The organism is Bradyrhizobium sp. SSBR45G (genome assembly GCF_030159255.1).
Classification (GTDB): domain Bacteria; phylum Pseudomonadota; class Alphaproteobacteria; order Rhizobiales; family Xanthobacteraceae; genus Bradyrhizobium.
Genome location: NZ_BSCT01000009.1, coordinates 67,023 through 90,030 on the forward strand (window position 1 = coordinate 67,023; position 23,008 = coordinate 90,030).

The following is a 23,008-nucleotide window of genomic DNA, read 5'->3' on the forward strand; positions in this document are numbered from 1 at the left end:
CCGGGGCACGCGAAGCGTGAGCCCGGAATCCATACTCACGAGCGGATGTTGGGGCGACCACAGGCGCCACGGCCATCGCGCGCCTCACGCCGCCTTGGGGTTATGGATTCCGGGCTCGCGCTTCGCGCGCCCCGGAATGACGGCGTGGATGAAGGCCGGGCTCATCCACGAACGGCGTGCGTGCTGACGGCGTGTGCGAAAGCACGCTGGAGCCGGTCTGCGGTAGCTACCCTCTTAGCCCGGGCGAGCGCGCCCCTGGGGCCACGCCTGCACCACGATCGTTCTGGCAGCGCCGCCATCTTCGCAAGCGTCCCGCATGCGCTTCGCGCTCATGCGGGCAACTGCGTCTGGCAACTACTCGACCAGATCGTCTTCCAGAATCGCCATCTGGAACTGGAACGAGCGATCGTCGTCCTCATCGTCGACGAACAGCACGCCGATGAACTCCTCGCCGATATAGACCTCGGCGGAGTCCTCCTTCTTGGGCCGCGGCACGACGCGGATCTTGGGATTGGCGAACACGCGCTTCAGATACGCGTCGAGCTTCCTGACTTCCTGAACGTCCACGGGTCATCTCCAATCGCAGCGGGGTTTGCTTGCCGTTCAAGGACGTGACACAGCGGCACGTCCGTGCCCTCAGAAACTTGATAGTTCAGCCCGTCGATCCCGGTGCGCGCACCAGCGTCATCGAACGAACCTGAAAGGGACGCTGTGGATCTCACATTCATTCCGCCGCAGCAATGGCGGATCGTCAGATCCACAGATCAGCGCTGTGTTCGCACGAAATCCCGTGATTGAAAAGCTCTTGACTTCGCGATCGAGAACCCGCTCGCCACGGCTCAGATGCCGATGGCGTTGATCATCTGGTCCATCGTGCGCGACGGCTCGGCGCAGCCGGCCTCGCCGACGATCTTGGCCGGCACGCCGGCGACCGTGACGTTGTTCGGCACCGGCTTCACGACGACCGATCCTGCCGCGATGCGCGCGCAATGACCGACCTCGATGTTGCCGAGCACCTTGGCGCCGGCGCCGATCAGCACGCCATGCCGAATCTTCGGGTGACGGTCCTCATTCTCCTTGCCGGTGCCGCCGAGCGTGACGCCATGCAGGATCGAGACGTTGTCCTCGATGATGGCGGTCTCGCCGCAGACGAAGCCGGTGGCATGATCGAGGAAGATGCCGCGGCCGATGCGCGCCGCCGGATTGATGTCGGTCTGGAACACCGCCGACGAGCGGCTCTGCAGATAGAACGCAAAGTCCTTGCGGCTCTTGCGATACAGCCAATGCGCGAGACGGTGCGTCTGCAGCGCGTGAAAACCCTTGAAGTAGAGCAACGGATCGATGAAGCGCGAGGTCGCGGGATCACGGTCGTAGACCGCGACGAGATCGGCGCGGAAGGCGTGGCCGAGATCCGGCTCGTCGCGCAGCGCATCGTCGAAGGTCTGGCGGATCAGATCGCCCGACAACGCCGAATGGTCGAGCCGGTCGGCGACGCGATGCACGACCGAATCTTCCAGCCGGCTGTGATGCAGGACGGTCGAATAGATGAATGTCGCGAGCTCGGGCTCGCGGCGCACGATCTCTTCAGCCTCATGACGAACCCGATCCCAGATCGGATCGAGCGTCGCCAGCTTTCCGCCCTGGGGATTGGTCTGATGCATAGCCATGGCTGCGTCTCGCGGAGTTCAGTGGGCAGGCAATATAGCACGGCACGTGGAATGCTGTCCTCTGCGCGCGGCGCAAGGTCGGCGATCCATTCCAGCCAGCCTCGCGCGCAGAGAACACGGGATTGAGACATTTCCGTTACGGCGGGGTTACGCCACCGTCCCTTGCCCACCGACGCTCGGCTGAAAATGGTCAGCCGGAACCGGAAATCAAGCTGCCGGAGACACGTCGACACGGTTCCCACGGGGCGCGCGCGGCTTCGGGATACCACCTCTGAGGCAAAAAGGAACCACCTTGCGCCGGAACGGGAGGCCGTCCCCCGCCTGATCACGGGGCCGGCTTGTCCAGCCACGACGCTTGAGTCTATTGGTGAATACCGCCTTGTCCATGTTTTGGCCATGGTGCTCCGAACCGGGGGATGCAGGCATCAGCAACATTCAGATCCTGGACGACCGCACGGAAGAGGCCGGATCGGCCTGGCTGCCCGTCCTCGTCCTCCCGCTCTTCCTGGTCGCGCCGGCGCTGTGGAACGGTTACCCGCTGTTGCAGTGGGACACCGGCGGCTATCTCGCGCGCTGGTACGAAGGCTATCTGGTGCCGAGCCGGTCGACCGTGTTCGGGCTCTATCTGCACTGGGGCGAGGACTCCAGCTTCTGGCTCAATCTCGGCCTGCAGGCGTTGGCCACGCTGTGGATCCTGCAGCTCACCCTGCGCGTGCTCGGGCTCGCCCAGCCGCTGCGGCTGTTGTGGATCGGCCTGCTGCTGATCCTGACCACCGCCCTGCCCTGGCTCGCCAGCATGCTGCTGACGGATATCTTCGCCGGCCTGTCGGTGCTGGCGCTGTTCCTGCTGGTGACGCAGGCGCGGCGCATCTCCGGCCTGGAGAAGACCGCGCTGTTCGGCTTCGTGGCGTTCGCATCCGCCACCCACAGCGCCACGCTCGGGGTGCTGCTCGGCCTGTGCTGCGCCGGCTGGATCGCCTGGCCCTTCCTGCGCCGGCAGATCGCGCTGTCCGGCCTGATCCAGGCCAGCCTGACCATCGTCGCGGGCGCCGCGATGCTGCTCGCCGCGAACTTCGCCCTCTCCGGCCAGCTGGCATGGACGCCGGGCGGCACCGGGGTCGCCTTCGGCCGCATGCTCCAGGACGGCATCGTCGCGCAATATCTCAAGGACCATTGCAGTCGCGAGACGCTGAAGCTCTGCCCCTATCGCAATCAGCTGCCGCCCACCGCCGACGACTTCCTGTGGGGCAACAGCATGTTCAACACGCTCGGGCGCTTCGAGGGCATGAACGAGGAGATGGGCACGATCGTCAAGCGGTCGCTCGCCGCCTATCCGCTGTGGCAGGCCGAGGCGGCGGCGGTCGCGACCGCCGAGCAGCTGATGCATGTGGCGACCGGCGAAGGCACCAGCGGCTGGGTGCCGCACACCTATGGCATCATCGAGCGCTACATTCCCTCGCAGGTCCGCCAGATGCGCGCGGCGCATCAGCAGCATTGGGAGATCAATTTCGCCGTCGTGAACTGGCTGCACGTGCCGGTCGCGCTCGGCTCGATGCTGGCTGCGGCGACGATCGCCGCGCATGCGCTCTGGCGCCGGCGCCGCGATGACATCGCTTTGCTCGCCACCACCGTGACGCTGGCGCTGCTCGGCAATGCCGTGATCTGCGGCGTCATCTCCGGCCCGCACGACCGCTACGGCGCCAGGCTGGTGTGGATCGCGACCTTCACGGTGCTGATCGCGGCAGCGAGATGGTTCAGCGGCGATCGCACCGACGCGGCGACAAACACGCTCCCGTAGCCCGCATGAGCGCCAGCCGGAGCCCGCAGGGCGAAGGCGAAAGCGACATGCGGGGTCACACGAGCTGCGTCGGAGAACCCGGGGTCGCTGCGCTCGCCCGGGCTACGCAGCTTCACCGCCGTGAGAGAAAATCCACCACCCCGGCCTTGTAGACCTTGTCGCCGACCGCGCGCATGTGATCGCGACCGGGAATGTCGAGCACCTCCGCGTCGGGAATGAGCGCGCCGAGCGCGGGGCCCGAGCCGGACACTTCGTCGGTGGTGCCGACGGCGACCAGCACCGGCACCGCGATGCGGCCCGCATCCTCACGCGAGATCAGGCCGCGCGAGCCACGCATGCAGGCGGCGAGCGCCAGCCGGTCCGAGCGGGTCTGGTCGGCGAAGGCGCGGAAGGTGCGCCCGACGGGATCGGTGACCTCGTCGATCGACGGCGCCTCCAGCGCTGCGGCGACGTTCTCACCGGGGCCGCCGCCCTCGATCATCGCCATGCCGATGCCGCCAAAGATCACGGAGCACAGGCGCTCCGGTGTGGTCAGCGCGATGTGGGCCGCGATGCGGCCGCCGAGCGAATAGCCCATGACATCGGCGCTGGCGATGCCGAGATGATCCATCAGCGCGGTGACGTCGCTCGCCATCTCGGCGATCGAATACAGCGCGGGATCGTACAGCTTGGCCGACTCGCCATGGCCGCGATTGTCGAGCGCGACGACGCGGCGGCCATTCTTGCGCAGTTCGGAGACCCAGGCCGGGTAGACCCAGTTGACGTTCTTGGTCGAGGCGAAGCCGTGGACGAGCACGATCGGATCGCCCTCCCCCTCATCGATGAAGACGATTTCAACGGCGCCGTTGTGGAAGCTCGGCATCGGACCTGGTCCCGAGAATCTGGAGTGAGAATGATGCGGCGAAGTCTAGCCGCAGGGCGCGGCCGCGGCCAGATCAGCGCGGACAGCGGCGGCCTGCATCCGGCGCAACCGTCGTCGCTTGCCGCGATCGATCACGCCTTGCGTCGCGCGCTCGGTCATCGCCTTCAGCGAACTGACGAATCCGAGCAGCGTCATCAGCGCGCCGAACAGCCAGAGCGCGAGATTGAACGCGCCGGCGGTGAGCAGCAGCGCGCCGCGGCCGAGCAGCTTCAGGATCGCACGGGTCTGGCCGCCCTTCGCCTCCGCGAGGCGGGCGGCGCGGGCGACATCCTTCGGTCCCTCCGCGAGTTTGAGCGAATCCAGCGCGCCGCGGGTGCCGGCCTTCTCAGTAATGCGGCCGACGTCCTTCGCCAGGCGCATCAGCGCGCCGGCCTTCTCGGCCCGGAACGCAGCGCGGATCGCGGTGGCGGTCTCGCCAGGACGCAGCACCGAGCCTGAGGCAACCGCCTGCTGCAGCACCGGCGCGTCGACCACCTCGCGCGCCGAGCGTCCAGCCCAGGCCGCCAGCCCCTCGCCGAGCCGGCCGACCTTGCGGGCATCCTTGACCAGGGTCAGCCCCGCTCGCACCGGCGCGGCCCCGCCGGCCGAGACATAGGTCGCCGCGGTGACGGCAAGCCCCGCCGCAGCAAGGCCGAGGACCAGCCGGTCGGTGTCCTCGCCCATCACCAGATGCTTGCCCTCGCGCACGGCGTCGCGGATGTCGCCGAACACGAATAGATCTCCGGCCACGGTGCCGGACAGGCTGGCGACATCGTCGGCCTGACCGGTGACGAGCCCGGTCGCGAAGCGCTTCGCCACGCTCGCCGGGGCCTTCTCCGCGGCAACGGCATCGCTCACCCGCTGGACCAGCGCCGGGTCGAGCGCGACCTGGTGCTCCTGCGCCAGCGCCACGAAACTCTCGGCGAGATCAGGGTCGCCGGCGGCGAGCGCCTCGTCGATCCCGCTGATGATGCGCCCCGAATCGGCCTGCAGGGCGGAGGCAATCTGGAGCTCCGACAGACGCGCCGGGTCGTCAGCGGCTGCGATGACGGTCCCGGCGCGATAGGCATGCGGCCACAACCCGGCACCGATCGCGGTGCTGAGGGCAAGACCGGTCACGGCCAGGCTGAGCCTCCAATTGATTCGCATCGAGATCACGCCGCCTTCACGTTTTCGCGGGGTCTTCGGCTGAAAACATAGGGTCTCCGTCCCGGGACACAACGGCCCCGACGAAAGAAGGGCTTCTCTGCGGCGGCGGGTTTGTGTCGAATCCACACGCGCAAAAATAACGGCGTGCGTCACACCCAACGCAGGTTCCCAACACAAGGAATTGGCCTTATGGCTCAGCATGGTGCGCCGCCGTCTCTCACGACGGCCCGGCGCCTCGTTCCGATCCCGTCGGCCGCGTCCCCGCGCTGATCCGCTCTGCTCTTCTTGCCACTCGAGGTGAAACCGATGGCCGATAACATCGTCCCGCATTTCCACAACGACGCCGGTGTTCCGATCATCGAGATCGGCTCGCATGAGTTCATGTGCGTGGGCGCCAATCCGCCGTTCGATCATCCGCACGTGTTCCTCGATCTCGGCAACGACAAGGAGATCATCTGCCCGTATTGCTCGACGCTGTACCGCTATGCGCCCGACCTCGCTGCGGGCGAGGCCCGGCCGCCGGAATGCGTGCTGAAGGACGTCGCCTGACCGGCGCGTCGTGGCGCTGCGTACGGTCTATGTCGCCGGGGCCGGCATCGGCGGCCTGACGGCTGCTCTTGCCCTGGCGACCAAGGGCTTTCGCGTGGTCGTGCTGGAGAAGGCCGAGCAGCTCGAGGAAGTCGGCGCCGGCCTGCAGCTGTCCCCCAATGCCAGCCGCATCCTCGTCGATCTCGGGCTGGGGCCGCGGCTCACGGCCCGCGCCGTCGTGCCCGAGGCCGTCAGCATCATGAGCGCGCGGGCCGGCGGCGAGATCGCCCGGCTGCCGCTCGGCGAAGCCGCGGGCCAGGCCGCCGGTGCCCCTTATTGGGTGATCCACCGCGCCGATCTGCAGGCGGCGCTGGCTGCCGAGGCAATCGCGCATCCGGATGTCGAGCTCAAGCTCGGCTGCCAGTTCGAGGACGTTGCCGCCCACGCCAAGGGCCTCACCGTGGTGCATCGCCGCGGCAATGAGCGGCGGCAGGACGTGGCGCTGGCGCTGATCGGGGCCGACGGCGTCTGGTCGGCGGTGCGGCATCATCTGTTTCCGCAGGCGCGCGCCGAATTCTCCGGGCTGATCGCCTGGCGCGGCACGCTCGATGCGCGCCAGCTGCCGCGCGACTACAGCAGCGCCCGGGTGCAGCTCTGGATGGGGCCGGACGCGCATCTCGTGGCCTATCCGATCTCCGCCGGCCGCCAGGTCAATGTGGTCGCGGTGGTGCCGGGCACCTGGAACCGACCGGGCTGGAGCAGCGAGGGCGATCCGGGCGAACTGAAATCCGCCTTCGCCCCGCCGCGCTGGCCGGCGACGGCACGGCTGCTGCTGAACGCGGTCGACGGCTGGCGCAAATGGGCGCTGTTTGCCGTGCCTGAGGGCATCGAGTGGACGCAAGGCAACATCGCGCTGCTTGGCGACGCCGCCCACGCGATGCTGCCGTTTGCGGCGCAGGGTGCGGGCATGGCGATCGAGGATGCGGCGGTGCTGGCCAAGACGCTGAGCGAGGCGCGCCCCGACGGACCGGCCGCGATCGAAGGCGCGCTGAAGCACTATGCCAAACTGCGCCGCGCCCGGGTCGGCCAGGTGCAGCGCACGGCGCGCAACCAGGGGCGGATCTACCACATGGGTGGGCCGCTGGCGCTGGCGCGCGACATCAGCATCAATGCGCTCGGGCCGCAGCGCCTGTCGGCGCGGCAGCGCTGGATCTACGACTGGCGGCTCTGAGGCACGGGTCTCAATAGACCGAGCCGTCCCGCGGCAAGGTCGACGGCCCGCCGGAGCTGCTGGAGGCCATCGGCCGCACGCTGCGCCCCGGCTTGACGGGCTTGCCCTTGGCGGCTCCCTTGGCGGCAACGGGCGCCGGCGGCGTCTCGATGCATTTGTTGCGGCGCCAGGCCTCTTCGGCAAACTGCGACTGGCCGCGGATGGCGACATAGTCGTTGCGATAGGCGACCTCGGCGACGACGGCGCCGCCGGCCCCGGTCTCCGCCTTGGCCATCAAGCCCTGCAGCTCGGCGGTGCGCATCGCCAGGGCCTTGCGTTCCGCTTCGAGCTGCTTGCAGTCGTAGAGATCATATTTAGCCGGATCGGCGAACGCCGTCGACACGCTGTCGCTCATGCCCGCGCAGCCGGACAGCAGTGCTCCCAGCCCGAACAGTCCCGCGGCGAGCGCGACGCGGAAATAACCTTGGCGATTGCAGTCGGTCGTCATGCAGCCTCGATCTCGCAGCGGTCCCAAACCGCGGTCCTAAAGAAGCGGTCTTAAAGCATCGTCTCGATGGTGCACATGGACCCCACGGCCGTGTCCACCACTCGTCCTTGCCCGATTCGTCCCGTGCAGTTTCTCCATCGATGGCGGCCGAACTCGCCCAATCGATGATTCTTCGTGGTGCCTCCGTGCCTTACAATGGCCGCCTCGTCCATGTCTTGAATCGCGTCAACATGAACCTAGCCAAACGTTTCAGCGCGGACACCATCTCAAAGCAGGTGGTGACGGCCGGATTGAGGCTTTACCAAGGCAGCTCCCCTGGCTTAAGCAAAGGATGAGCTGAGAGGCCGCAGCCAACCTCATTCCGGATCGAGGGATGATGCGCTAGGTCTCTGATCCCAAACGCGGACGTGGCGGAATCGGTAGACGCAAGGGACTTAAAATCCCTCGATGGCAACGTCGTGTGGGTTCGAGTCCCACCGTCCGCACCAGGGGCAATGACAGCCGAGGCGAAACTCGTCATTCTTCTGATCATCGCGGCGATCGCAGGATCGCATCTGGCGCGCAACTCTCTCGACGTCGTCGCCGGCATCGCCGCCCGGTTCGCCCTCGCGACCTGGCTGTTGCGCTCGGCCACATGACGGAATCCGACTGGCGCTTTGACTATGCGTTGCCCTTTCGGATCGCCGGCACTCGGGCTCGCGCCCCGGCCCATGCCGCCGCTATGCCGGCGCTCCTGCACGTCCCGGCACTGGCTCAGGAGGCACAGCCTCTGGATGGGCCCTACTCGAACTCTTCGGCCGTGATGTCGCGCGCCGCGTGCATGATGCGGACGACTTCGATGGCGTCGGTGGTGGGAATGTAGAAGACGATGTAGTTGCCGACCGGAAAGCTGCGGATGTCGTGGCCGAGCTCGGGGCGCTCTCGACCGGCGTGCGGGTTGTCGGCAAGAGTCCGGATTGCGCGGTCGAAGCGGTGGAGGATCGCGGTGGCCGCTGTCTCGTTATCCGCTGCAATGTACTGCCAGATCTCCAGCGCGTCTTCCCGGCCTGCGGGCGAAGCAGGCGGCTACTTCGCATGCGACGCCTTCCGGCGTTTCGCCTCGGCGATCAGATCCTCTACATCCCAGGTCTCGGCGGGGCCGCTGTCGAGACCTTCCTGGATGGCGCTGCGCAGAGCTTCGAGCTTGGCCTTGCGCCGCTCTTCCTTCTCTTCGATCAGTCGCAGACCTACGCGCATGACCTCGCTGGCCGTCGAATAGCGGCCACTGTCCACCAGCTCCTTGATGAACTCCTCGTAGTGCTTGCCGATGGTGTAGCTGCTGGCCATGGGAACCTCCGCGTATCATATTATATCATTTTATGATATAGGTTCGAACGGTTCCAGAACACACCTGACGCGTAACTTTATTTCCCTCGATAGCAGCGTCGTGTGGATTCGAGCCCCCTCCGAACCAGGGGCAGCCCGTGCTCCCGGAGCTTCCGCCGGGCCAGCCGATCCTGATCAACTCCCCCGCGCCGCACGAACCTTTGCCCGCCACGGGCGGGCCTTGGTCAAGGCAATCTCGTATTTTGCCGCGTCGAGCACGCCGTGGACCAGGTCGGCCTCAGCCGTCGGCCGACCGAACGGAAAGCCGTCCGGTCCGATGAGGCTGCAGGGAAGGCTGGAACGGCAACTCGCTGGCGTGGACACGCTGAACCAGACATTGTTCATGGCGGCATGCGCCCGGGCGGCGACGTCAAAAATCGGATCATCCGCATAGGCCGAGAACAAGACGGCATCGACCCCCAGCCTGGCGTACTCCATGAACAGCTCGGGGAAATGGATCTCGATGCAAAGCGCGCATCCGAAACGAAAGCCGTCGACCTCGAACACGAGCGGCTCGGTGCCGGACGTGTACCAGTGCATCGCCTCACTGTGCGAAATCACCCGCTTGTCATAGCGGCCGACGACCGCGCCACGGTCTGAAATGACGTACAACGCATTGTGCGGCCAGAGCGGTGGCGTGCGCTGATGGTTGGCTCCGACGACCACCCATATGCCGAGCCGGGCGGCATGAGCGGCCGTGAGCTCCAGTTCGGCCTGGAGCGTCCGCCAATCGACGGCATCCCAATCGTGGATTTCAGCGTTGACGTACCCGGACAAGGCCCCCTCCGGGAACTGGACAAGCCGCACGCCGAGAGCCGCGGCCTTCGTCATCAGTGCGCGGACGTGCATGCCGTTGGCGCGAACGTTAGCGTCGATCACGCTTGAGGCGGCGGCAATGCTGAGCGTGTGACCTGCCATGATCTTCGGTTAGTCCAGATCAAACCGGCTGTCGATGTCTGTGTCTGGCCGGTGCGGCCAGCTCAATCGCTACGCCGCTCAACCTGATCCGACGCCCAGCCTCCGCCGTTTGTTGGGCTTAGAGCTACGACGCCAGTGTGCGTCACCTGAACAGCAGCGAGGCGATCCATGGATGGAGTTCGTCCCCTTGCCCTGATCACCGGCGCCGGGCGCGCGACCGGCATCGGCGTCGAGGTGGCGCGGCAGCTCGGGCGCCGCGGCCACCACGTCATCCTGACCGCCCGAACGGCAGCGGACGCGCAGGCCCGGGCGGAGGAGCTGACCACGGCGGGTCTGGCTGCGGAAGGTCATGGCATGGACATCACTGATCCCGATGCGATCGCCAAGGTGGCCGCGCTGCTCGATGAGCGGTTCGGCCGCCTCGACGTGCTGATCAACAATGCCGCCACGCTCGGCAGCTATGACGAGACCGCCTCGACCGCCGACCTCGCCGAGGTCCGCGCCAATTTCGAGAGCACGCTGTTCGGGGCCTGGTCGGTGGCGCAGATCTTTCTGCCGCTGTTGCGCAACAGTCCGCATGGCCGGCTCGTCAACGTCTCCAGCGGCGCCGGCTCGCACAGCGACCCGGAATTCGGTCTCGCCACCGCCGCACCGATGCCGGCCTCCTACAGTGTGGCCAAGGCTGCGCTCAATGCTTTGACGGTGAAGCTCGCCAGAGAAAATCCGTCGCTGCGCGTGAACGCCGTCTGCCCCGGCTTCACCGCGACCTTCGACGGCGGCGCCGCGATGGGCGCGCGCCCGGTCGCGGAGGGCGCCGCCGGCGTGGTGTGGGCCGCACTGCTCGGCGATGACGGCCCGACCGGCGGGTTCTTTCGCGACGGCCGTCCGCTCGGCTGGTAGCGCGCCGCTACGCCGCCTGCGCTCTTGCCATCAGTCGCGCCATCGTCGTCGCCTGGAAGCTCGGACGCTGTTCCAGCCGCGCGATCCAGGCAACGAGATTGGGATGGCCTGACGTCAACTTGGTCCATTCCGGCGTCAGCGACAGGAAGCTCGCCTGCGGACCGGCCTGCAGATCGGCGAGCGACAGCCGGTCGCCGGCCATGAACGGTTGCTCGCCGAGCAGCCGCGACAGCTCGGCGATGACCGTTCTCGCCTGGGGCATCGCGCTGACGATGGCCGCTTCGTCTGTCGCCGTGCCGAAAAACTGCGGACCGATGATGCGCTGGAAGATGATGACGTTGCACACGCCCTGGAACAGGTACCAGTCGCTGATGTTCATGACCTGGTCCATGCGCGCCGCTTGCTTGGCGTGATCCGGCGTCAACGCCGGCTCCGGCAGCACACGATCGAGATAGCGCAGGATCGCCTGGGTTTCGTACAGCATGAAGCCATCATGCTCGAGCGCCGGCACGCGGCCGAACGGATGCCGTTCGAGATGCGCAGCCGATTTCGAATCTCCGGGAGCCAGCGGCGCAAGCCGGTAGCTTGCCCCCTTTTCCTCCAGCGTGGCCAGCACGCTGCGGCCGAACGGGCTTCCCGGCACCGAATGGACGACGAACCCGGACATGACCTGTCTCCCCATCGATGATGATTGATCGCTACGACGAGGACGGCCCCCGCTCCGCTTCAGCGGTGAAGCGCTGCAGCAGGCCGGGCCAGCCGCCATCGACATCCCTGCGCATCGAGGCGCCGGCCTCCGCGCCCATGGTCTCGAACTTGTGGTGCACGAGTTCGACGCGCGTCGCCTCCTCGCCTTCGGCGAAGAACCGGACATCGACCTCCGAGCGCATCGCCGCATCCGGCTTCCAGCGCGCATCAACCTGCCACAGCATGACGAAGCGTTGCGGCGGCTCCCACAAGGTGATGGTCGCGACCACGGTTTGCGTGCCGTCCTCGGCAACCTCCAGCCAGCGGCCCCCGAGCTTCGGCTCCAGCAGGACCCTCGCGATCGGCTTGCCGCCGACGCCATGCGTATGCGGCCACCAGCGGGTCAGCCCGCTGGTGAACACCGCGAAGGCGTGATCGATCGGTGCGCGGACAAGGACCTGCTTCTCGACCGGAGCAATCACCACACGCTCACTCATCGTCCCCGTCTCCTCGCCCTTTCGCGTGTCGATACGTCCGGTCGGCCTCGATCTTGAAGGCGAGCAGCGCGTCGTCCCAGAAGCTGTCGAGCCAATCGCGCAGCTCAGCCAGGCCCTCGCGGCGCAGCGAGTAGATGCGCCGTGCGCCCTCGCTGCGCTCCTCGACGAGGCCGGCGTCCTTCAGCACTTTGAGATGCTGCGACACCGCCGGCCGCGACACCGGCAGGCCCTCGGCGATGGCATGGACCGGACACGGTCCGCTGCGCAGGCGCTCGAACACCTGTCGCCGCGTCGGATCTGCCAGGACTGCCAATGCCGTCTCGTAAGCCATCACTTACCGTAAGCTATGACTTACATCTCGTCAAGCCTGTCGACCGGGCCTACCGCCGGTTGCAGCGGGAAACCCATCGTTAACCATACCGCGCGCAGAGTTGCTGCAGGCTGCGCCACGCCCCGCGCTGACATCCGGCGCGAGAGCGACCGCGCTCGATCTGAACCGAGAGACACGATGCTGGGATTCCGCAGCCGCAAGACTGATCACCCGGATGCCTCGCCCGCCTTCGACGTCGCCGCCCACGAGGCCTTCCACGACGTTCTGGCGCAGTGCCTCGACGACTGGGCTGCCGGCAAGCTCAACCGCGACGTCGCCGACGTCGCCGCCGCCGCCCTGCGGGCCAAGCTGAAACCGCAACTGATCGAGGCCGTCCATCGGCTCGGCACGGCGCTCGCGGGCCGCGCATCTCAGGACCTCGATGCCATCGTCGACATCTGCATCAACAGCAACGAGGCCTCGATCAGCGCGGCACGCCTGATCGGCGCCTCGAACAATCAGTCGGAGCGCTGCCAGAGCCTCGCCTCGGCCTCGGTGGAGATGCAGGCTTCCGTACAGACCATCAGCGCGACTTCGACCTCGGCGGCGCAGGAAGCCGTGGCGACGCGACGCGCCGTGGAGGACAGCGTGACCGCCGTGCGCGGCACGCTGCAGACTATGAACGGCATTGCGAGTTCGGTGCGCGACGCCTCCGCCAAGCTCGCCGATCTCAGCGCAGCATCGGCGGAGATTGGCTCGATCGTCGGCACCATCGACGCGATCGCCAACCAGACCAATCTGCTGGCGCTGAACGCCACCATCGAGGCCGCGCGCGCCGGCGAGTTCGGCAAGGGGTTTGCCGTGGTTGCCGCCGAGGTGAAGAACCTGTCGCAGCAGACGACGAAGGCGACGGAGGACATCAAGGGCCGCATCGAGCGGCTACAGGCCGAGATGAGCGGCATCGTCGAGGCCATGGCCGGGGGCGCCAAGGCGGTCGAAATCGGCATGACCGAGATGACCAATCTGGCGCAGACGATCGATCAAGCGGGAACGCGGACCGCGCTGGTCAGCGCCAAGATGGACGAGATTTCCGGCATTCTCGCCGAGCAGACGGCGGCGACGGACGAGGTGGCGCAGGGCATCACCATCATCGCGGACCTCGCCACCGCCAACGCCAACGAGGTGATGTCGCTCGCCGACTCCATGGGCCGGACCGACACCAAGGTCGTCAAGATGCTCGGCGAAATATCCAAGCTCACGCTGGACAATCAGGTGGTGCGCCTCGCCAAGGCCGACCATGTGATTTGGAAGAAGCGGCTGGTCGACATGTCGGTCGGCCGGCTGCAACTGCGCGTCGAGGAGCTCACCGATCATCACAATTGCCGGCTCGGCAAATGGTACTACGGCGAAGCCGGTCAGCGCCTCGCGGGCGACCCTGCGTTCCGCCGCCTCGAACGCCCGCACGAGGCGGTGCATCGCCATGGCAAGGAGGCCGCCCGCCTGTTCAGCTCCGGCCGCATCGACGAGGCGCTCAACGAGATCGGCAAGGTCGAGGTCGCCTCGACCGACGTGCTGGCGGCGCTGGACGAGATCAGGACGTAACGGCAGGCCGGGGCAGCGGCTCGAGGCGGTCACCCCTGCGACGGGAGCCTGCTCACCATCCAACGACGAGCTCATCGGCGCGACGGTGGGCGATATCCATCATCCGTCATTCCGGGGCGTGCGAAGCACGAGCCCGGAATCCATAGCCACAGGAGGCCGTGTAGCGCGAGGTGGCCGTGGCGCCTGTCGTCATCTCAGCGACAGCACGTGGTTATGGATTCCGGGCTCATCGCTGCGCGATGCCCCGGAATGACGTTGGGAGAGAGCTGAGCCCTTCTCACAAGAGCGGACGCCGCAGCCTGGAAGCGTCGGGGGAAGCGACATCCTCAGTCTCGCGCGCTGCGGTCATGAATCCGCATATCGTTTTCGCTCATGCGGGTTACGGGACCACGAGCCGCCTACTCGCTCTTGTCGACGTTCCAGAACACGGGCACCGCCTGCCCTTCCAGCACACCGCTGATCGACTTGCGCCAGGCGCTCGGCATGAACCATTGCCCGAGCGGCACGTAGATCACCTGGTCGTAGATCTCCTTCTGGATCTCGGCGGCGATCCGCTTCTGGTCCTCGGGCTTGGTGGCCTTGGCGAAGGCGTCGCGCAGCTCCTCCATCTTGGGATCGTCGGGCCAGCCGAACGGGCTCTTCTGGCCGCGCGCGCCGACGAAGGTGCTGCCGATCGGATTGCCGGAATCGGCGATCACCGAATTGGTGAAGAACATGTTCCAGCCGCCCTCCTTCGGCGGCTTCTGGCTGGCGCGCCGCGTCACCACCGTCTGCCAGTCGGTGGTCTGCAGATCGACCTTGAAACCGGCGGCGCGCAACAGCTGCGCGGCGATGACCGGCTGTGCCTTGAGCGTGATGGCATCGCCCGGCGCGAGGATGACCACCGGCGTGCCGTCATAGCCCGCCTCGGCGAGCAGCTTCTTCGCCTGCTCCATGCCGTTGCCCTTCACCAGCGTCTCCGAGCCGATGTCGGCCTCGAGCGGCGTGCCGCAGCCGAACACGGCGCCGCAGATGGTGTAGTATTTGGAATTGCCGACCAGCGCGTCGAGCACGTCCTTCTGGTTCATGGCCAGGAACGCCGCACGGCGGATCTTCACATTGTCGAACGGCGGAAACAGGAAGTTCATCCGGCCGAGCGTCTGGTAGCCGAACTTGTTCAGCACGTTCATCGTCAGATCGGGATTGGCTGACAGCAACGGCTCCAGGTCGAGCGGCGGGAATTCCATGAAGTCGATGTCGCCGGACTGCAGCGCGTTGACCGCGGTCTGCGCGTCGGGCATCGAGATCCACTCGACGCGGTCAACCTTCACCACCTTGCCGCCTGCGGTCCAGCTCGGCGGCTCCTGGCGCGGCACATAGTCGGTGTTCTTCTCATACACCGCCTTCACGCCGGGCTGGAATTCCGCCTTGACGAACTTGAACGGGCCGGAGCCGATCTGCTCCGAGATCTGCGCGTTCGCCGGCGTCTCGGCGAGGCGCTTGGGCATCATGAACGGCACGTAGGAGGACGGCTTGCCGATCGACTCCAACACGAGGCCATAGGGCTCCTTCAGCTTCAACGTGATAGTCCTGGCATCGGTCGCCTCGAGCGAGGCCGCAGCCTCCATCAGCTTCTGGCCCATGCTGTCATTGCGACTCCAGCGCCTGAGCGAGGCGACGCAGTCCTCTGCCGTCACTGGCGTGCCGTCATGCCACTTCAGGCCGTCGCGCAAGGTGAACGTGTAGGTCAGCCTGTCGTCCGAGACCGTCCACTCCGCCATCTGCGGCCGCACCTGAAATTTCGCATCGGTGCCGAGCAGCGTGTCGTAGACCATGTAGCCGTGGTCGCGCGTGATATAGGCGGGCGTGAACACGGGATCGATCACGCGCAGGTCGGAATGCATGACGGCCGTGATCACCTTCTTGCTGGCGGCGACCGCCTTTGTCGTGACTCCGGCCGAAACGGCGATGGCGGCGACGAGACAGGACACGAGCGCGAATGACGGCCGGCGCGAAGGATGTGACATGCGATCTCTCTTGACGTGAGCTTCCATCAGGCGGCCCTGACATCCATCAAGGCGCGGCGCGCGCTTGCATCGTCCGCAGACGCCGAGCAAGTGCGCGCGGAGAGTTGCAGCAGTTCCATCGTCCGTCAATTGCTGCCAGCCGCATGGGTGCCTGCGTCGACATTGGCGCGCGCTGCCGGCGCTCCAGCATTGTCCCGCCATCTGGAACTCAGCAGCGGCAGCTCCGTTATGAGCACGACCCAGGAGCATGACGATGCCGACAGAAAACGCCGAGCCGCAGGGGAATCGCCGCCCTCTCGCACCGATACGCACCAGCAACAAGCCACCGCAGGTCCAGATCATTCCACCTCTGATGGTGGAAGGGTTGGAAGCGGTGCGCGATGCGCATTGCTGACGGCGGTCGGTTGACGATGAAGAACCCGGACGACGAAGCGCCCCGCAGACCAGGGAGCGCGGTGAGGCCTCCTCACCGCGCTCTTTTCAATCACAACCTACGATGACTTAGTTCTTCTTCTCGATATTCCAGAAGATCGGCGTCGCCGGCCCGTCGAGCACGCCGGTGAGTGACTTGCGCCAGGCGCTGGGCGCCAGATACTGCCCGAGCGGCACGTAGATCACGCGCTCATAGTTCAGTTTCTGGATCTCGGTCGCAATCTTCTTCTGCTCGTCGGGCGAGGACGCCCGCGCAAAGGCGTCGCGCAGCTTCTCGATCTCGGCGTCCTCGGCCCAGCCGAACCAGCCGCCCTTGGTGCCACGGCCGCCGACGGAAACGTTCGCCACGGGATTGGCGACGTCGGCGCCGACCCAGTTGGTGAAGAACATGTTCCAGCCGCCCTCCTTGACCGGCTTCTGGCTGGTGCGCCGCGTCACCACGGTCTGCCAGTCCGTCGCCTGCAGGTCGACCTTGAAGCCGGCGTCGCGCAGCAACTGCGCGGAGACGATCGGCTGCGCCTTGAGCGCGACCACATCGCCCGGCGCCATGATCGCAATCGGCGTGCCGTCATAGCCGGATTCGGCCAGCGCCTTCTTGGCCTCGGCCATGCCGTTGCCCTTGATCAGGGTCTCGGCGCCGACGTCGGTCTCCAGCGGCGTGCCGCACACGAACACCGCGCCGCAGATCTTCTGATACTTCGGATTGCCGACCAGCGCGTCGAGCACGTCCTTCTGGTTCAGCGCCAGGAACGCCGCGCGCCGGACCTTCACATTGTCGAACGGCGGATTCAGGAAGTTCATGCGGCCGAGCGTCTGAAAGCCGAACTTGTTCAGCACGTCGATCTTGAGGTCCGGGTTCGACTCCAGAATCGGCAGCAGCTCATAAGGCGGCGCCTCCATGAAGTCGACGTCGCCCGATTGCAGTGCGTTGACCGCGGTCTGCGCGTCGGCCATCGTGATCCATTCGACGCGGTCGACCTTCACCACCTTGCCGCCCGCCGTCCAGCTCGCCGGCTCCTTGCGCGGGACATAGTCGGTGTTCTTCTCGTAGACCGCCTTCACGCCCGGCTGGAATTCGCTTTTCACGAACTTGAACGGACCCGAGCCGATCTGCTCCGGGATCTGCTGGCCCTGCGGCGTCTCGGCGAGGCGCTTCGGCATCATGAACGGCACCAGCGACGACGGCTTGCCGATCGACTCCAGCACGAGGCCGTAGGGCTCCTTCAGCTTGAGCACGATGGTCCTGGCGTCCGGCGCTTCCAGGCCCGCGGTGAAGTCCATCAGCTTCTGGCCCATGCCGTCGTTGCGGCCCCAGCGCTTCAGCGACGCGACGCAATCCTCCGCCGTGACATCCGTGCCGTCATGCCACTTCAGGCCGTCGCGCAGAGTGAAAGTGTAGGTCAGCTTGTCGTCAGAGACCTTCCAGTCCGCCATCTGCGGCTGGATCTTGAAGTTCGCATCGGTCGCGACCAGCGTGTCGTAGACCATGTAGCCATGGTCGCGGGTGATGTAGGCCGTGGTGAAGCCGGGGTCGATGACGCGCAGATCGGAGTGCATCACTGCGGCGATCGTCGTCTTGCCGGCGGCGAACACCTCGGGCGCCAGCCCCGGCGCGAACAAGACGGCGGACGCAACAAGCCATGACGCGAGCGCGGATCGGGCCCGGCGCGGATGAGGTGACATGCGATCTCTCTTGACGTGACGGGGTGAACCACGGCCTCGGGACTGACCGAGACACGGCGACCGCTGTGCGTCGCACCATCGTTCTCAAGAGCATGCTGCCCAGCGTTCGTTCCGCGAGCAAAGACTTGCAACAGTTCCCACGCCCGTCAATCGGCTTTGACGTCGCCGGAGCCACAGCCGCGCATCCGGGTACCAGCTACGCTCCCGTCGCGTGAGCAAAGACGCAGCCATGCCATCTCAGCGGGTGGCGGCGCGCCCCGCCGTCGGCTGATGGGCGGCAACGCCGGTGGGCACGCTGCCGTCTCGCAGCGGCAGCTTTGCTTTTCCTGCTGCGGAAACGCCGAAACGGCTGAACAAACAAAAATGCGGCGGAGTTGCCTCCGCCGCATCTCGGCTTGCGACGTCGCGCTCGCGACCTACTCGCTCTTGTCGATGTTCCAGAACAGCGGCGTCGCCGGACCATCGAGCACGCCGGTCAGCGACTTGCGCCAGCCGCTCGGCAGCAGATACTGGCCGAGCGGGACGTAGAGCACCTTCTCGTAGTTCTGCTTCTGGATCTCGGTCGCAATCTTCTTCTGCTCCTCGGGCGAGGACGAGCGCGCATAGGCGTCGCGCAGCTTCTCGATCTCGGCGTCCTCGGCCCAGCCGAACCAGCCGCCCTTGGTGCCGCGGCCACCGATCGACACGTTCGCCACGGGGTTGGCGACGTCCGCGCCGACCCAGTTGGTGAAGAACATGTTCCAGCCCCCTTCCTTGATCGGCTTCTGGCTGGCGCGCCGCGTGACCACGGTCTGCCAGTCGGTCGCCTGCAGGTCGACCTTGAAGCCGGCCTCGCGGAGCAGCTGCGCCGCGACGACGGGCTGCGCCTTCAACGTCGTGACGTCGCCCGGTGCCATGATCGCGATCGGCGTGCCGTCATAGCCGGATTCGGCGAGCGCCTTCTTGGCCTCCGCCATGCCGTTGCCCTTGATCAGGGTCTCGGCGCCGACATCGGTCTCCAGCGGCGTGCCGCACACGAACACCGCGCCGCAGACCTTCTGATACTTCTCGTTGCCGACGAGCGCGTCGAGCACGTCCTTCTGGTTCAGCGCCAGGAACGCCGCACGCCGCACCTTCACATTATCGAACGGCGGATACAGGAAGTTCATCCGGCCGAGCGTCTGGTAGCCGAACTTGTTCAGCACGTCGATCTTGAGATCGGAGTTCGCCTCCAGCACCGGCATCATGTCGTAGGGAAGGTTCTCCATGAAGTCGATGTCGCCCGACTGCAGCGCGTTCACCGCGGTCTGCGCGTCCGGCATCGTGATCCACTCGACGCGGTCAACCTTCACCACCTTGCCGCCCGAGACCCAGCTCGCCGGCTCCTTGCGCGGCACGTAGTCGGTATTCTTCTCGTAGACCGCCTTCACGCCCGGCTGGAATTCGCTCTTGACGAACTTGAACGGACCCGAGCCGATCTGCTCCGGGATCTGCTGGCCCTGCGGCGTCTCGGCGAGGCGCTTCGGCATCATGAACGGCACCAGCGACGACGGCTTGCCGATCGACTCCAGCACGAGGCCGTAGGGCTCCTTCAACTTGAGCACGATGGTCTTCGCGTCCGGTGCCTCCAGGCTCGCGGTGAAGTCCATCAGCTTCTGGCCCATGCCGTCATTGCGGCCCCAGCGCTTCAGCGATGCGACACAGTCCTCGGCCGTCACCGGCGTGCCGTCATGCCACTTCAGGCCGTCGCGCAGGGTGAAGGTGTAGGTCAGCTTGTCGTCGGAGACCTTCCAGTCCGCCATCTGCGGCTGGATCTTGAAGCTCGAATCGACGGCCAGCAGCGTGTCATAGACCATGTAGCCATGGTCGCGGGTGATGTAGGCCGTGGTGAAGCCGGGGTCGATGACGCGCAGATCCGAATGCATCACCGCCGTGATCGTCTTCTTGCCGGCAGCGATGGCCTGGGTGCTCAGCGCCGTCGAGAGCGACAGCATGGAAACGGCGAGGCTCGTGGCGAGCGTCAGACGTTTCCAGCGCGGGGTGTGGAACATTACAAAAGTCTCCTAGCAGGGATGACTGACCTGAAACTGGTCAGATCCAGATCATTCGTTGTGCGTGCAGGTCAATCCTTGTGCGAACTAACACGCTGCAAGTCGCGAGATTTCGACACTTGCAGAGGTCCTCCGTCGCGTCAATCCGCATTCATTGCATGCCGTTCTCGGCTGACAATGCCGTTAACGCGCAGCGCAGCTTTCGCTTTACAAAGCGCGCGCGACTCCGTCTCGTGTGAAAAGATCACGACAGAATCTTGAAGAGAGCCGACATGAATCCAGCCCATCTTCCCTTCGATACCGACGCCATGCTCCAGGGCCTGCGCGGCTGGGTGGAGTGCGAGAGCCCGACCTGGGACGCCGCCGCGGTCGAGCGCATGCTCGACCTCGCCGCGCGCGACATGGCGGTCATGGGTGCGACGATCGAGCGCATCGCCGGACGGCAGGGCTTCGCCGGCTGCGTGCGCGCCCGCTTCCCGCATCCGAAGCAGGGCGAGCCGGGCCTCCTGATCGCCGGCCACATGGATACAGTTCACCCGGTTGGAACACTGGCCAAGCTGCCATGGCGCCGCGACGGCAACAAATGTTACGGGCCCGGCATCTGCGACATGAAGGGCGGCAACTACCTCACGCTGGATGCGATCCGGCAGTTGATGAAAGCCGGCATCGCGACGCCGCTGCCGATCACGGTGCTGTTCACGCCGGATGAGGAGGTCGGCACGCCCTCGACCCGCGACATCATTGAGGCCGAGGCGCGACACAACAAATACGTCCTGGTGCCCGAACCGGGGCGTCCCGACAACGGCGTGGTGACCGGCCGCTATGCCATCGCGCGCTTCAACCTCGAGGCCACGGGGCGGCCGAGCCATGCCGGTGCACGGCTCGCTGCCGGCCGTTCCGCAATCCGGGAAATGGCGCGGCAGATCCTCGCCATCGACGCCATGACGACGGAAGACTGCACCTTCTCGGTCGGCATCGTGCATGGCGGCCAATGGGTCAATTGCGTGGCGACGAGTTGCACCGGCGAAGCGCTGAGCATGGCGAAGCGGCAGGCCGATCTCGATCGCGGCGTGGAACGGATGCTGGCGCTGTCCGGCACCACCGACGACGTCGCCTTCAAGGTGACACGCGGCGTGACGCGGCCGGTGTGGGAGCCGGATTCCGGAACCATGGCGCTGTATGACAAGGCGCGCGGTATCGCCGAGCAGCTCGGGATGTCACTGCCGCACGGCTCCGCGGGCGGCGGCTCGGACGGCAACTTCACCGGCGCGCTGGGCATCCCCACGCTCGATGGGCTCGGGGTGCGCGGCGCCGACATGCACACCTTGAACGAATATATCGAGATCGACAGTCTCGCCGAGCGCGGCCGCCTGATGGCCGGCCTGCTCGCGACGCTCGCGTGAGCACGCAGCCCGTTTCGCTGGCGCAACTGGCGTAGGGCGGGCAAAGCAGCCGCCGCAAGGCGGCAGCGTGCCCACCGTCGATCAGCACGTCCCGCGGTGAGATGGTGGGCACGGCGCCACCTCGATCTCATTTGTGGACACTTCACGGCAGCGCCTTTGCCACCCTGGATCGCAATAAGACCCTGCTGCGCAGCAGCACGGTTTCATTTTCCGGGACCACGATCGACGGTGTGGACATCCCCCCTGCACCGCGCTCATGATGGCATGCGCCTTGCAAAGTTGGCCGGCAAAGTCGGCGCGACTTTGTTCGCAAATGCGATGGTTCGCGGTACTCGTGGACGCGCTGTCGTCAGCGCCCGAGCACGCGATCGGAGACCTTGAAAGCGATGGATATCGGTGACATGCAAACTCGCTCACACCATGAGCGTCGTCCCAGCACCATGAAGGCGGTTCTCTCACGATGATCGGTTATCTGCTTCGCCGCATCCTCGCGTCCATCCCCGTGATGGGCGTGGTGGCGCTGTTCGTCTTCCTGCTGCTGCGGCTGACGCCGGGCGATCCCGCGGCGATTCTCGCCGGCGACAATGCGACTCCCGAGCAGCTCGAGCGCATCCGCACCACGCTCGGATTGAACGAGCCGCTCTATGTCCAGTTCTTCACCTGGATCAATCAGCTTGTTCACGGCGACCTCGGCGTGTCGCTGATCTCGAAGGTGCCGGTGCTGCAGATGATCGGCCAGCGCATCGAGCCCTCGATCTCGGTGGCGATCTCGACCATCATCCTGTCGATCCTCGTTGCCGTGCCGCTCGGCGTCATCGCGGCGTGGAAGCACGGCACCTGGATCGACCGTTTCGTGATGGCGCTCTCGGTGCTCGGCTTCTCGGTGCCGGTATTCGTCATCGGCTACATCCTGATCCAGGTGTTCGCGATCAATCTGCGCTGGGTCCCCGTTCAAGGCTTCAAGAGCCTGAGCGTCGGCTTCGGGCCGTTCTTCGAACGCATCATCCTACCGACCTGCGCGCTGTCCTTCATCTACGTCGCGCTGATCGCGCGCATGACGCGCGCCGCCATGCTCGACGTGCTCGGCGAGGACTTCGTGCGCACCGCGCGCGCCAAGGGCGTCAGCGAAGTCGCCGTCCTGCTGCGCCACGCGCTGCGCAACGCCGCCGTCCCTGTCATAACCGTGATCGGCTCCGGCTTTGCGCTGCTGATCTCCGGCGTCGTCGTGACTGAAAGCGTGTTCAACCTGCCCGGCATCGGCCGGCTCACGGTCGATGCGGTGCTGGCCCGCGACTATCCGGTCATCCAGGGCATGATCCTGCTGACCTCCTTCATCTACCTCGCGGTCAATCTCCTGATCGACCTCGCCTACACCCTTCTCGATCCACGCATCCGCTACTGAGGCCCTCATCCG

General features: G+C 66.1%; 24 protein-coding genes and 1 tRNA gene. 11 read left to right on the forward strand and 14 right to left on the reverse strand.

Annotation, left to right across the window (positions count from 1 at the left end):
- Positions 1-354: 354 nt before the first annotated feature.
- Both QQL87_RS13890 and cysE read right to left on the reverse strand, forming a co-directional pair.
- Positions 355-567 (reverse strand): DUF3126 family protein, encoded by a 213-nt coding sequence (locus tag QQL87_RS13890; RefSeq protein ID WP_231325960.1) that lies wholly within the window; start codon positions 565-567, stop codon positions 355-357.
- A gap of 272 nt (positions 568-839) precedes the next feature.
- Positions 840-1,667, reverse strand: a complete 828-nt coding sequence (gene cysE, locus QQL87_RS13895; protein WP_284419174.1) for a serine O-acetyltransferase — start codon at positions 1,665-1,667, stop codon at positions 840-842.
- 385 nt (positions 1,668-2,052) lie between these two features.
- On the opposite strand from cysE, the gene QQL87_RS13900 reads away from it, so the two are divergent.
- A complete protein-coding gene (locus QQL87_RS13900; RefSeq protein WP_284419257.1) occupies positions 2,053-3,465 on the forward strand; it encodes a hypothetical protein in 1,413 nt (470 codons plus the stop codon).
- A gap of 112 nt (positions 3,466-3,577) precedes the next feature.
- On the opposite strand, the gene QQL87_RS13905 is transcribed toward QQL87_RS13900, so the two are convergent.
- Entirely contained in the window at positions 3,578-4,327 is a 750-nt protein-coding gene (locus tag QQL87_RS13905; RefSeq protein ID WP_284419173.1) for an alpha/beta fold hydrolase, read from the reverse strand.
- A gap of 45 nt (positions 4,328-4,372) precedes the next feature.
- Positions 4,373-5,515 (reverse strand): hypothetical protein, encoded by a 1,143-nt coding sequence (locus QQL87_RS13910; RefSeq protein ID WP_284419172.1) that lies wholly within the window; start codon positions 5,513-5,515, stop codon positions 4,373-4,375.
- A 306-nt stretch (positions 5,516-5,821) separates the two neighbouring features.
- Here QQL87_RS13910 and QQL87_RS13915 point away from each other — a divergent pair, with 306 nt between their 5' ends.
- Positions 5,822-6,064: a zinc-finger domain-containing protein gene (locus QQL87_RS13915; protein ID WP_284419171.1), complete on the forward strand. Its 243-nt coding sequence runs from the start codon at positions 5,822-5,824 to the stop codon at positions 6,062-6,064.
- Between the two features lie 10 nt (positions 6,065-6,074).
- The gene (locus tag QQL87_RS13920; protein WP_284419170.1) at positions 6,075-7,274 is read left to right on the forward strand and encodes an FAD-dependent monooxygenase; all 1,200 of its coding nucleotides are present in this window, start codon (positions 6,075-6,077) and stop codon (positions 7,272-7,274) included.
- Positions 7,275-7,284: 10 nt separating this feature from the next.
- On the opposite strand, the gene QQL87_RS13925 is transcribed toward QQL87_RS13920, so the two are convergent.
- On the reverse strand, positions 7,285-7,761 hold the full coding sequence (locus QQL87_RS13925; RefSeq protein ID WP_284419169.1) for a hypothetical protein: 477 nt from the start codon (positions 7,759-7,761) through the stop codon (positions 7,285-7,287).
- Between the two features lie 140 nt (positions 7,762-7,901).
- Between QQL87_RS13925 and QQL87_RS13930 the strand changes: the two genes are divergently transcribed.
- The 3 genes from QQL87_RS13930 to QQL87_RS13940 all read left to right on the forward strand — a co-directional run bounded on the left by QQL87_RS13930 (position 7,902) and on the right by QQL87_RS13940 (position 8,399).
- On the forward strand, positions 7,902-8,096 hold the full coding sequence (locus QQL87_RS13930) for a hypothetical protein (protein ID WP_284419167.1): 195 nt from the start codon (positions 7,902-7,904) through the stop codon (positions 8,094-8,096).
- Positions 8,097-8,162: 66 nt separating this feature from the next.
- Positions 8,163-8,249 (forward strand) — tRNA-Leu (locus QQL87_RS13935).
- A gap of 6 nt (positions 8,250-8,255) precedes the next feature.
- A complete protein-coding gene (locus QQL87_RS13940; RefSeq protein WP_284419166.1) occupies positions 8,256-8,399 on the forward strand; it encodes a hypothetical protein in 144 nt (47 codons plus the stop codon).
- A gap of 142 nt (positions 8,400-8,541) precedes the next feature.
- Here QQL87_RS13940 and QQL87_RS37260 read toward each other — a convergent pair whose 3' ends face one another.
- From QQL87_RS37260 to QQL87_RS13950, 3 genes are all read right to left on the reverse strand, one after another.
- A complete protein-coding gene (locus QQL87_RS37260) occupies positions 8,542-8,793 on the reverse strand; it encodes a type II toxin-antitoxin system RelE/ParE family toxin (RefSeq protein WP_349817337.1) in 252 nt (83 codons plus the stop codon).
- Positions 8,794-8,826: 33 nt separating this feature from the next.
- Positions 8,827-9,087: a type II toxin-antitoxin system ParD family antitoxin gene (locus tag QQL87_RS13945; RefSeq protein WP_284419164.1), complete on the reverse strand. Its 261-nt coding sequence runs from the start codon at positions 9,085-9,087 to the stop codon at positions 8,827-8,829.
- A 174-nt stretch (positions 9,088-9,261) separates the two neighbouring features.
- Positions 9,262-10,044, reverse strand: a complete 783-nt coding sequence (locus tag QQL87_RS13950; RefSeq protein ID WP_284419163.1) for a carbon-nitrogen hydrolase family protein — start codon at positions 10,042-10,044, stop codon at positions 9,262-9,264.
- 168 nt (positions 10,045-10,212) lie between these two features.
- On the opposite strand from QQL87_RS13950, the gene QQL87_RS13955 reads away from it, so the two are divergent.
- Positions 10,213-10,944 (forward strand): SDR family NAD(P)-dependent oxidoreductase, encoded by a 732-nt coding sequence (locus QQL87_RS13955; protein ID WP_284419162.1) that lies wholly within the window; start codon positions 10,213-10,215, stop codon positions 10,942-10,944.
- A 7-nt stretch (positions 10,945-10,951) separates the two neighbouring features.
- Here QQL87_RS13955 and QQL87_RS13960 read toward each other — a convergent pair whose 3' ends face one another.
- From QQL87_RS13960 to QQL87_RS13970, 3 genes are read right to left on the reverse strand one after another with little or no spacing between them, the layout of a single operon-like run.
- The gene (locus QQL87_RS13960; RefSeq protein WP_284419160.1) at positions 10,952-11,611 is read right to left on the reverse strand and encodes a glutathione S-transferase family protein; all 660 of its coding nucleotides are present in this window, start codon (positions 11,609-11,611) and stop codon (positions 10,952-10,954) included.
- 31 nt (positions 11,612-11,642) lie between these two features.
- Positions 11,643-12,128, reverse strand: a complete 486-nt coding sequence (locus tag QQL87_RS13965; protein WP_284419159.1) for an SRPBCC family protein — start codon at positions 12,126-12,128, stop codon at positions 11,643-11,645.
- The gene (locus QQL87_RS13970; RefSeq protein ID WP_284419158.1) at positions 12,121-12,459 is read right to left on the reverse strand and encodes an ArsR/SmtB family transcription factor; all 339 of its coding nucleotides are present in this window, start codon (positions 12,457-12,459) and stop codon (positions 12,121-12,123) included. The genes QQL87_RS13965 and QQL87_RS13970 overlap by 8 nt, the downstream gene beginning before the upstream one ends.
- Positions 12,460-12,636: 177 nt before the next feature.
- Between QQL87_RS13970 and QQL87_RS13975 the strand changes: the two genes are divergently transcribed.
- Positions 12,637-14,040 carry a methyl-accepting chemotaxis protein gene (locus tag QQL87_RS13975; protein WP_284419157.1) on the forward strand — a complete coding sequence of 468 codons (1,404 nt, stop codon included), beginning with the start codon at positions 12,637-12,639 and terminating at the stop codon, positions 14,038-14,040.
- 398 nt (positions 14,041-14,438) lie between these two features.
- Here the strand turns inward: QQL87_RS13975 and QQL87_RS13980 are convergent, their stop codons facing one another.
- On the reverse strand, positions 14,439-16,046 hold the full coding sequence (locus tag QQL87_RS13980; RefSeq protein WP_284419156.1) for an ABC transporter substrate-binding protein: 1,608 nt from the start codon (positions 16,044-16,046) through the stop codon (positions 14,439-14,441).
- Between the two features lie 253 nt (positions 16,047-16,299).
- Between QQL87_RS13980 and QQL87_RS13985 the strand changes: the two genes are divergently transcribed.
- The gene (locus QQL87_RS13985) at positions 16,300-16,440 is read left to right on the forward strand and encodes a hypothetical protein (protein WP_284419155.1); all 141 of its coding nucleotides are present in this window, start codon (positions 16,300-16,302) and stop codon (positions 16,438-16,440) included.
- Positions 16,441-16,547: 107 nt separating this feature from the next.
- On the opposite strand, the gene QQL87_RS13990 is transcribed toward QQL87_RS13985, so the two are convergent.
- Entirely contained in the window at positions 16,548-18,161 is a 1,614-nt protein-coding gene (locus tag QQL87_RS13990) for an ABC transporter substrate-binding protein (protein WP_284419154.1), read from the reverse strand.
- 416 nt (positions 18,162-18,577) lie between these two features.
- Complete coding sequence (locus QQL87_RS13995; RefSeq protein WP_284419152.1) at positions 18,578-20,191, reverse strand: ABC transporter substrate-binding protein; 1,614 nt, start codon at positions 20,189-20,191, stop codon at positions 18,578-18,580.
- Between the two features lie 272 nt (positions 20,192-20,463).
- Here QQL87_RS13995 and QQL87_RS14000 point away from each other — a divergent pair, with 272 nt between their 5' ends.
- Both QQL87_RS14000 and QQL87_RS14005 read left to right on the forward strand, forming a co-directional pair.
- Positions 20,464-21,594, forward strand: a complete 1,131-nt coding sequence (locus tag QQL87_RS14000) for a M20/M25/M40 family metallo-hydrolase (RefSeq protein WP_284419151.1) — start codon at positions 20,464-20,466, stop codon at positions 21,592-21,594.
- Between the two features lie 460 nt (positions 21,595-22,054).
- Entirely contained in the window at positions 22,055-22,996 is a 942-nt protein-coding gene (locus tag QQL87_RS14005) for an ABC transporter permease (RefSeq protein WP_284419150.1), read from the forward strand.
- Positions 22,997-23,008 lie beyond the last annotated feature (12 nt).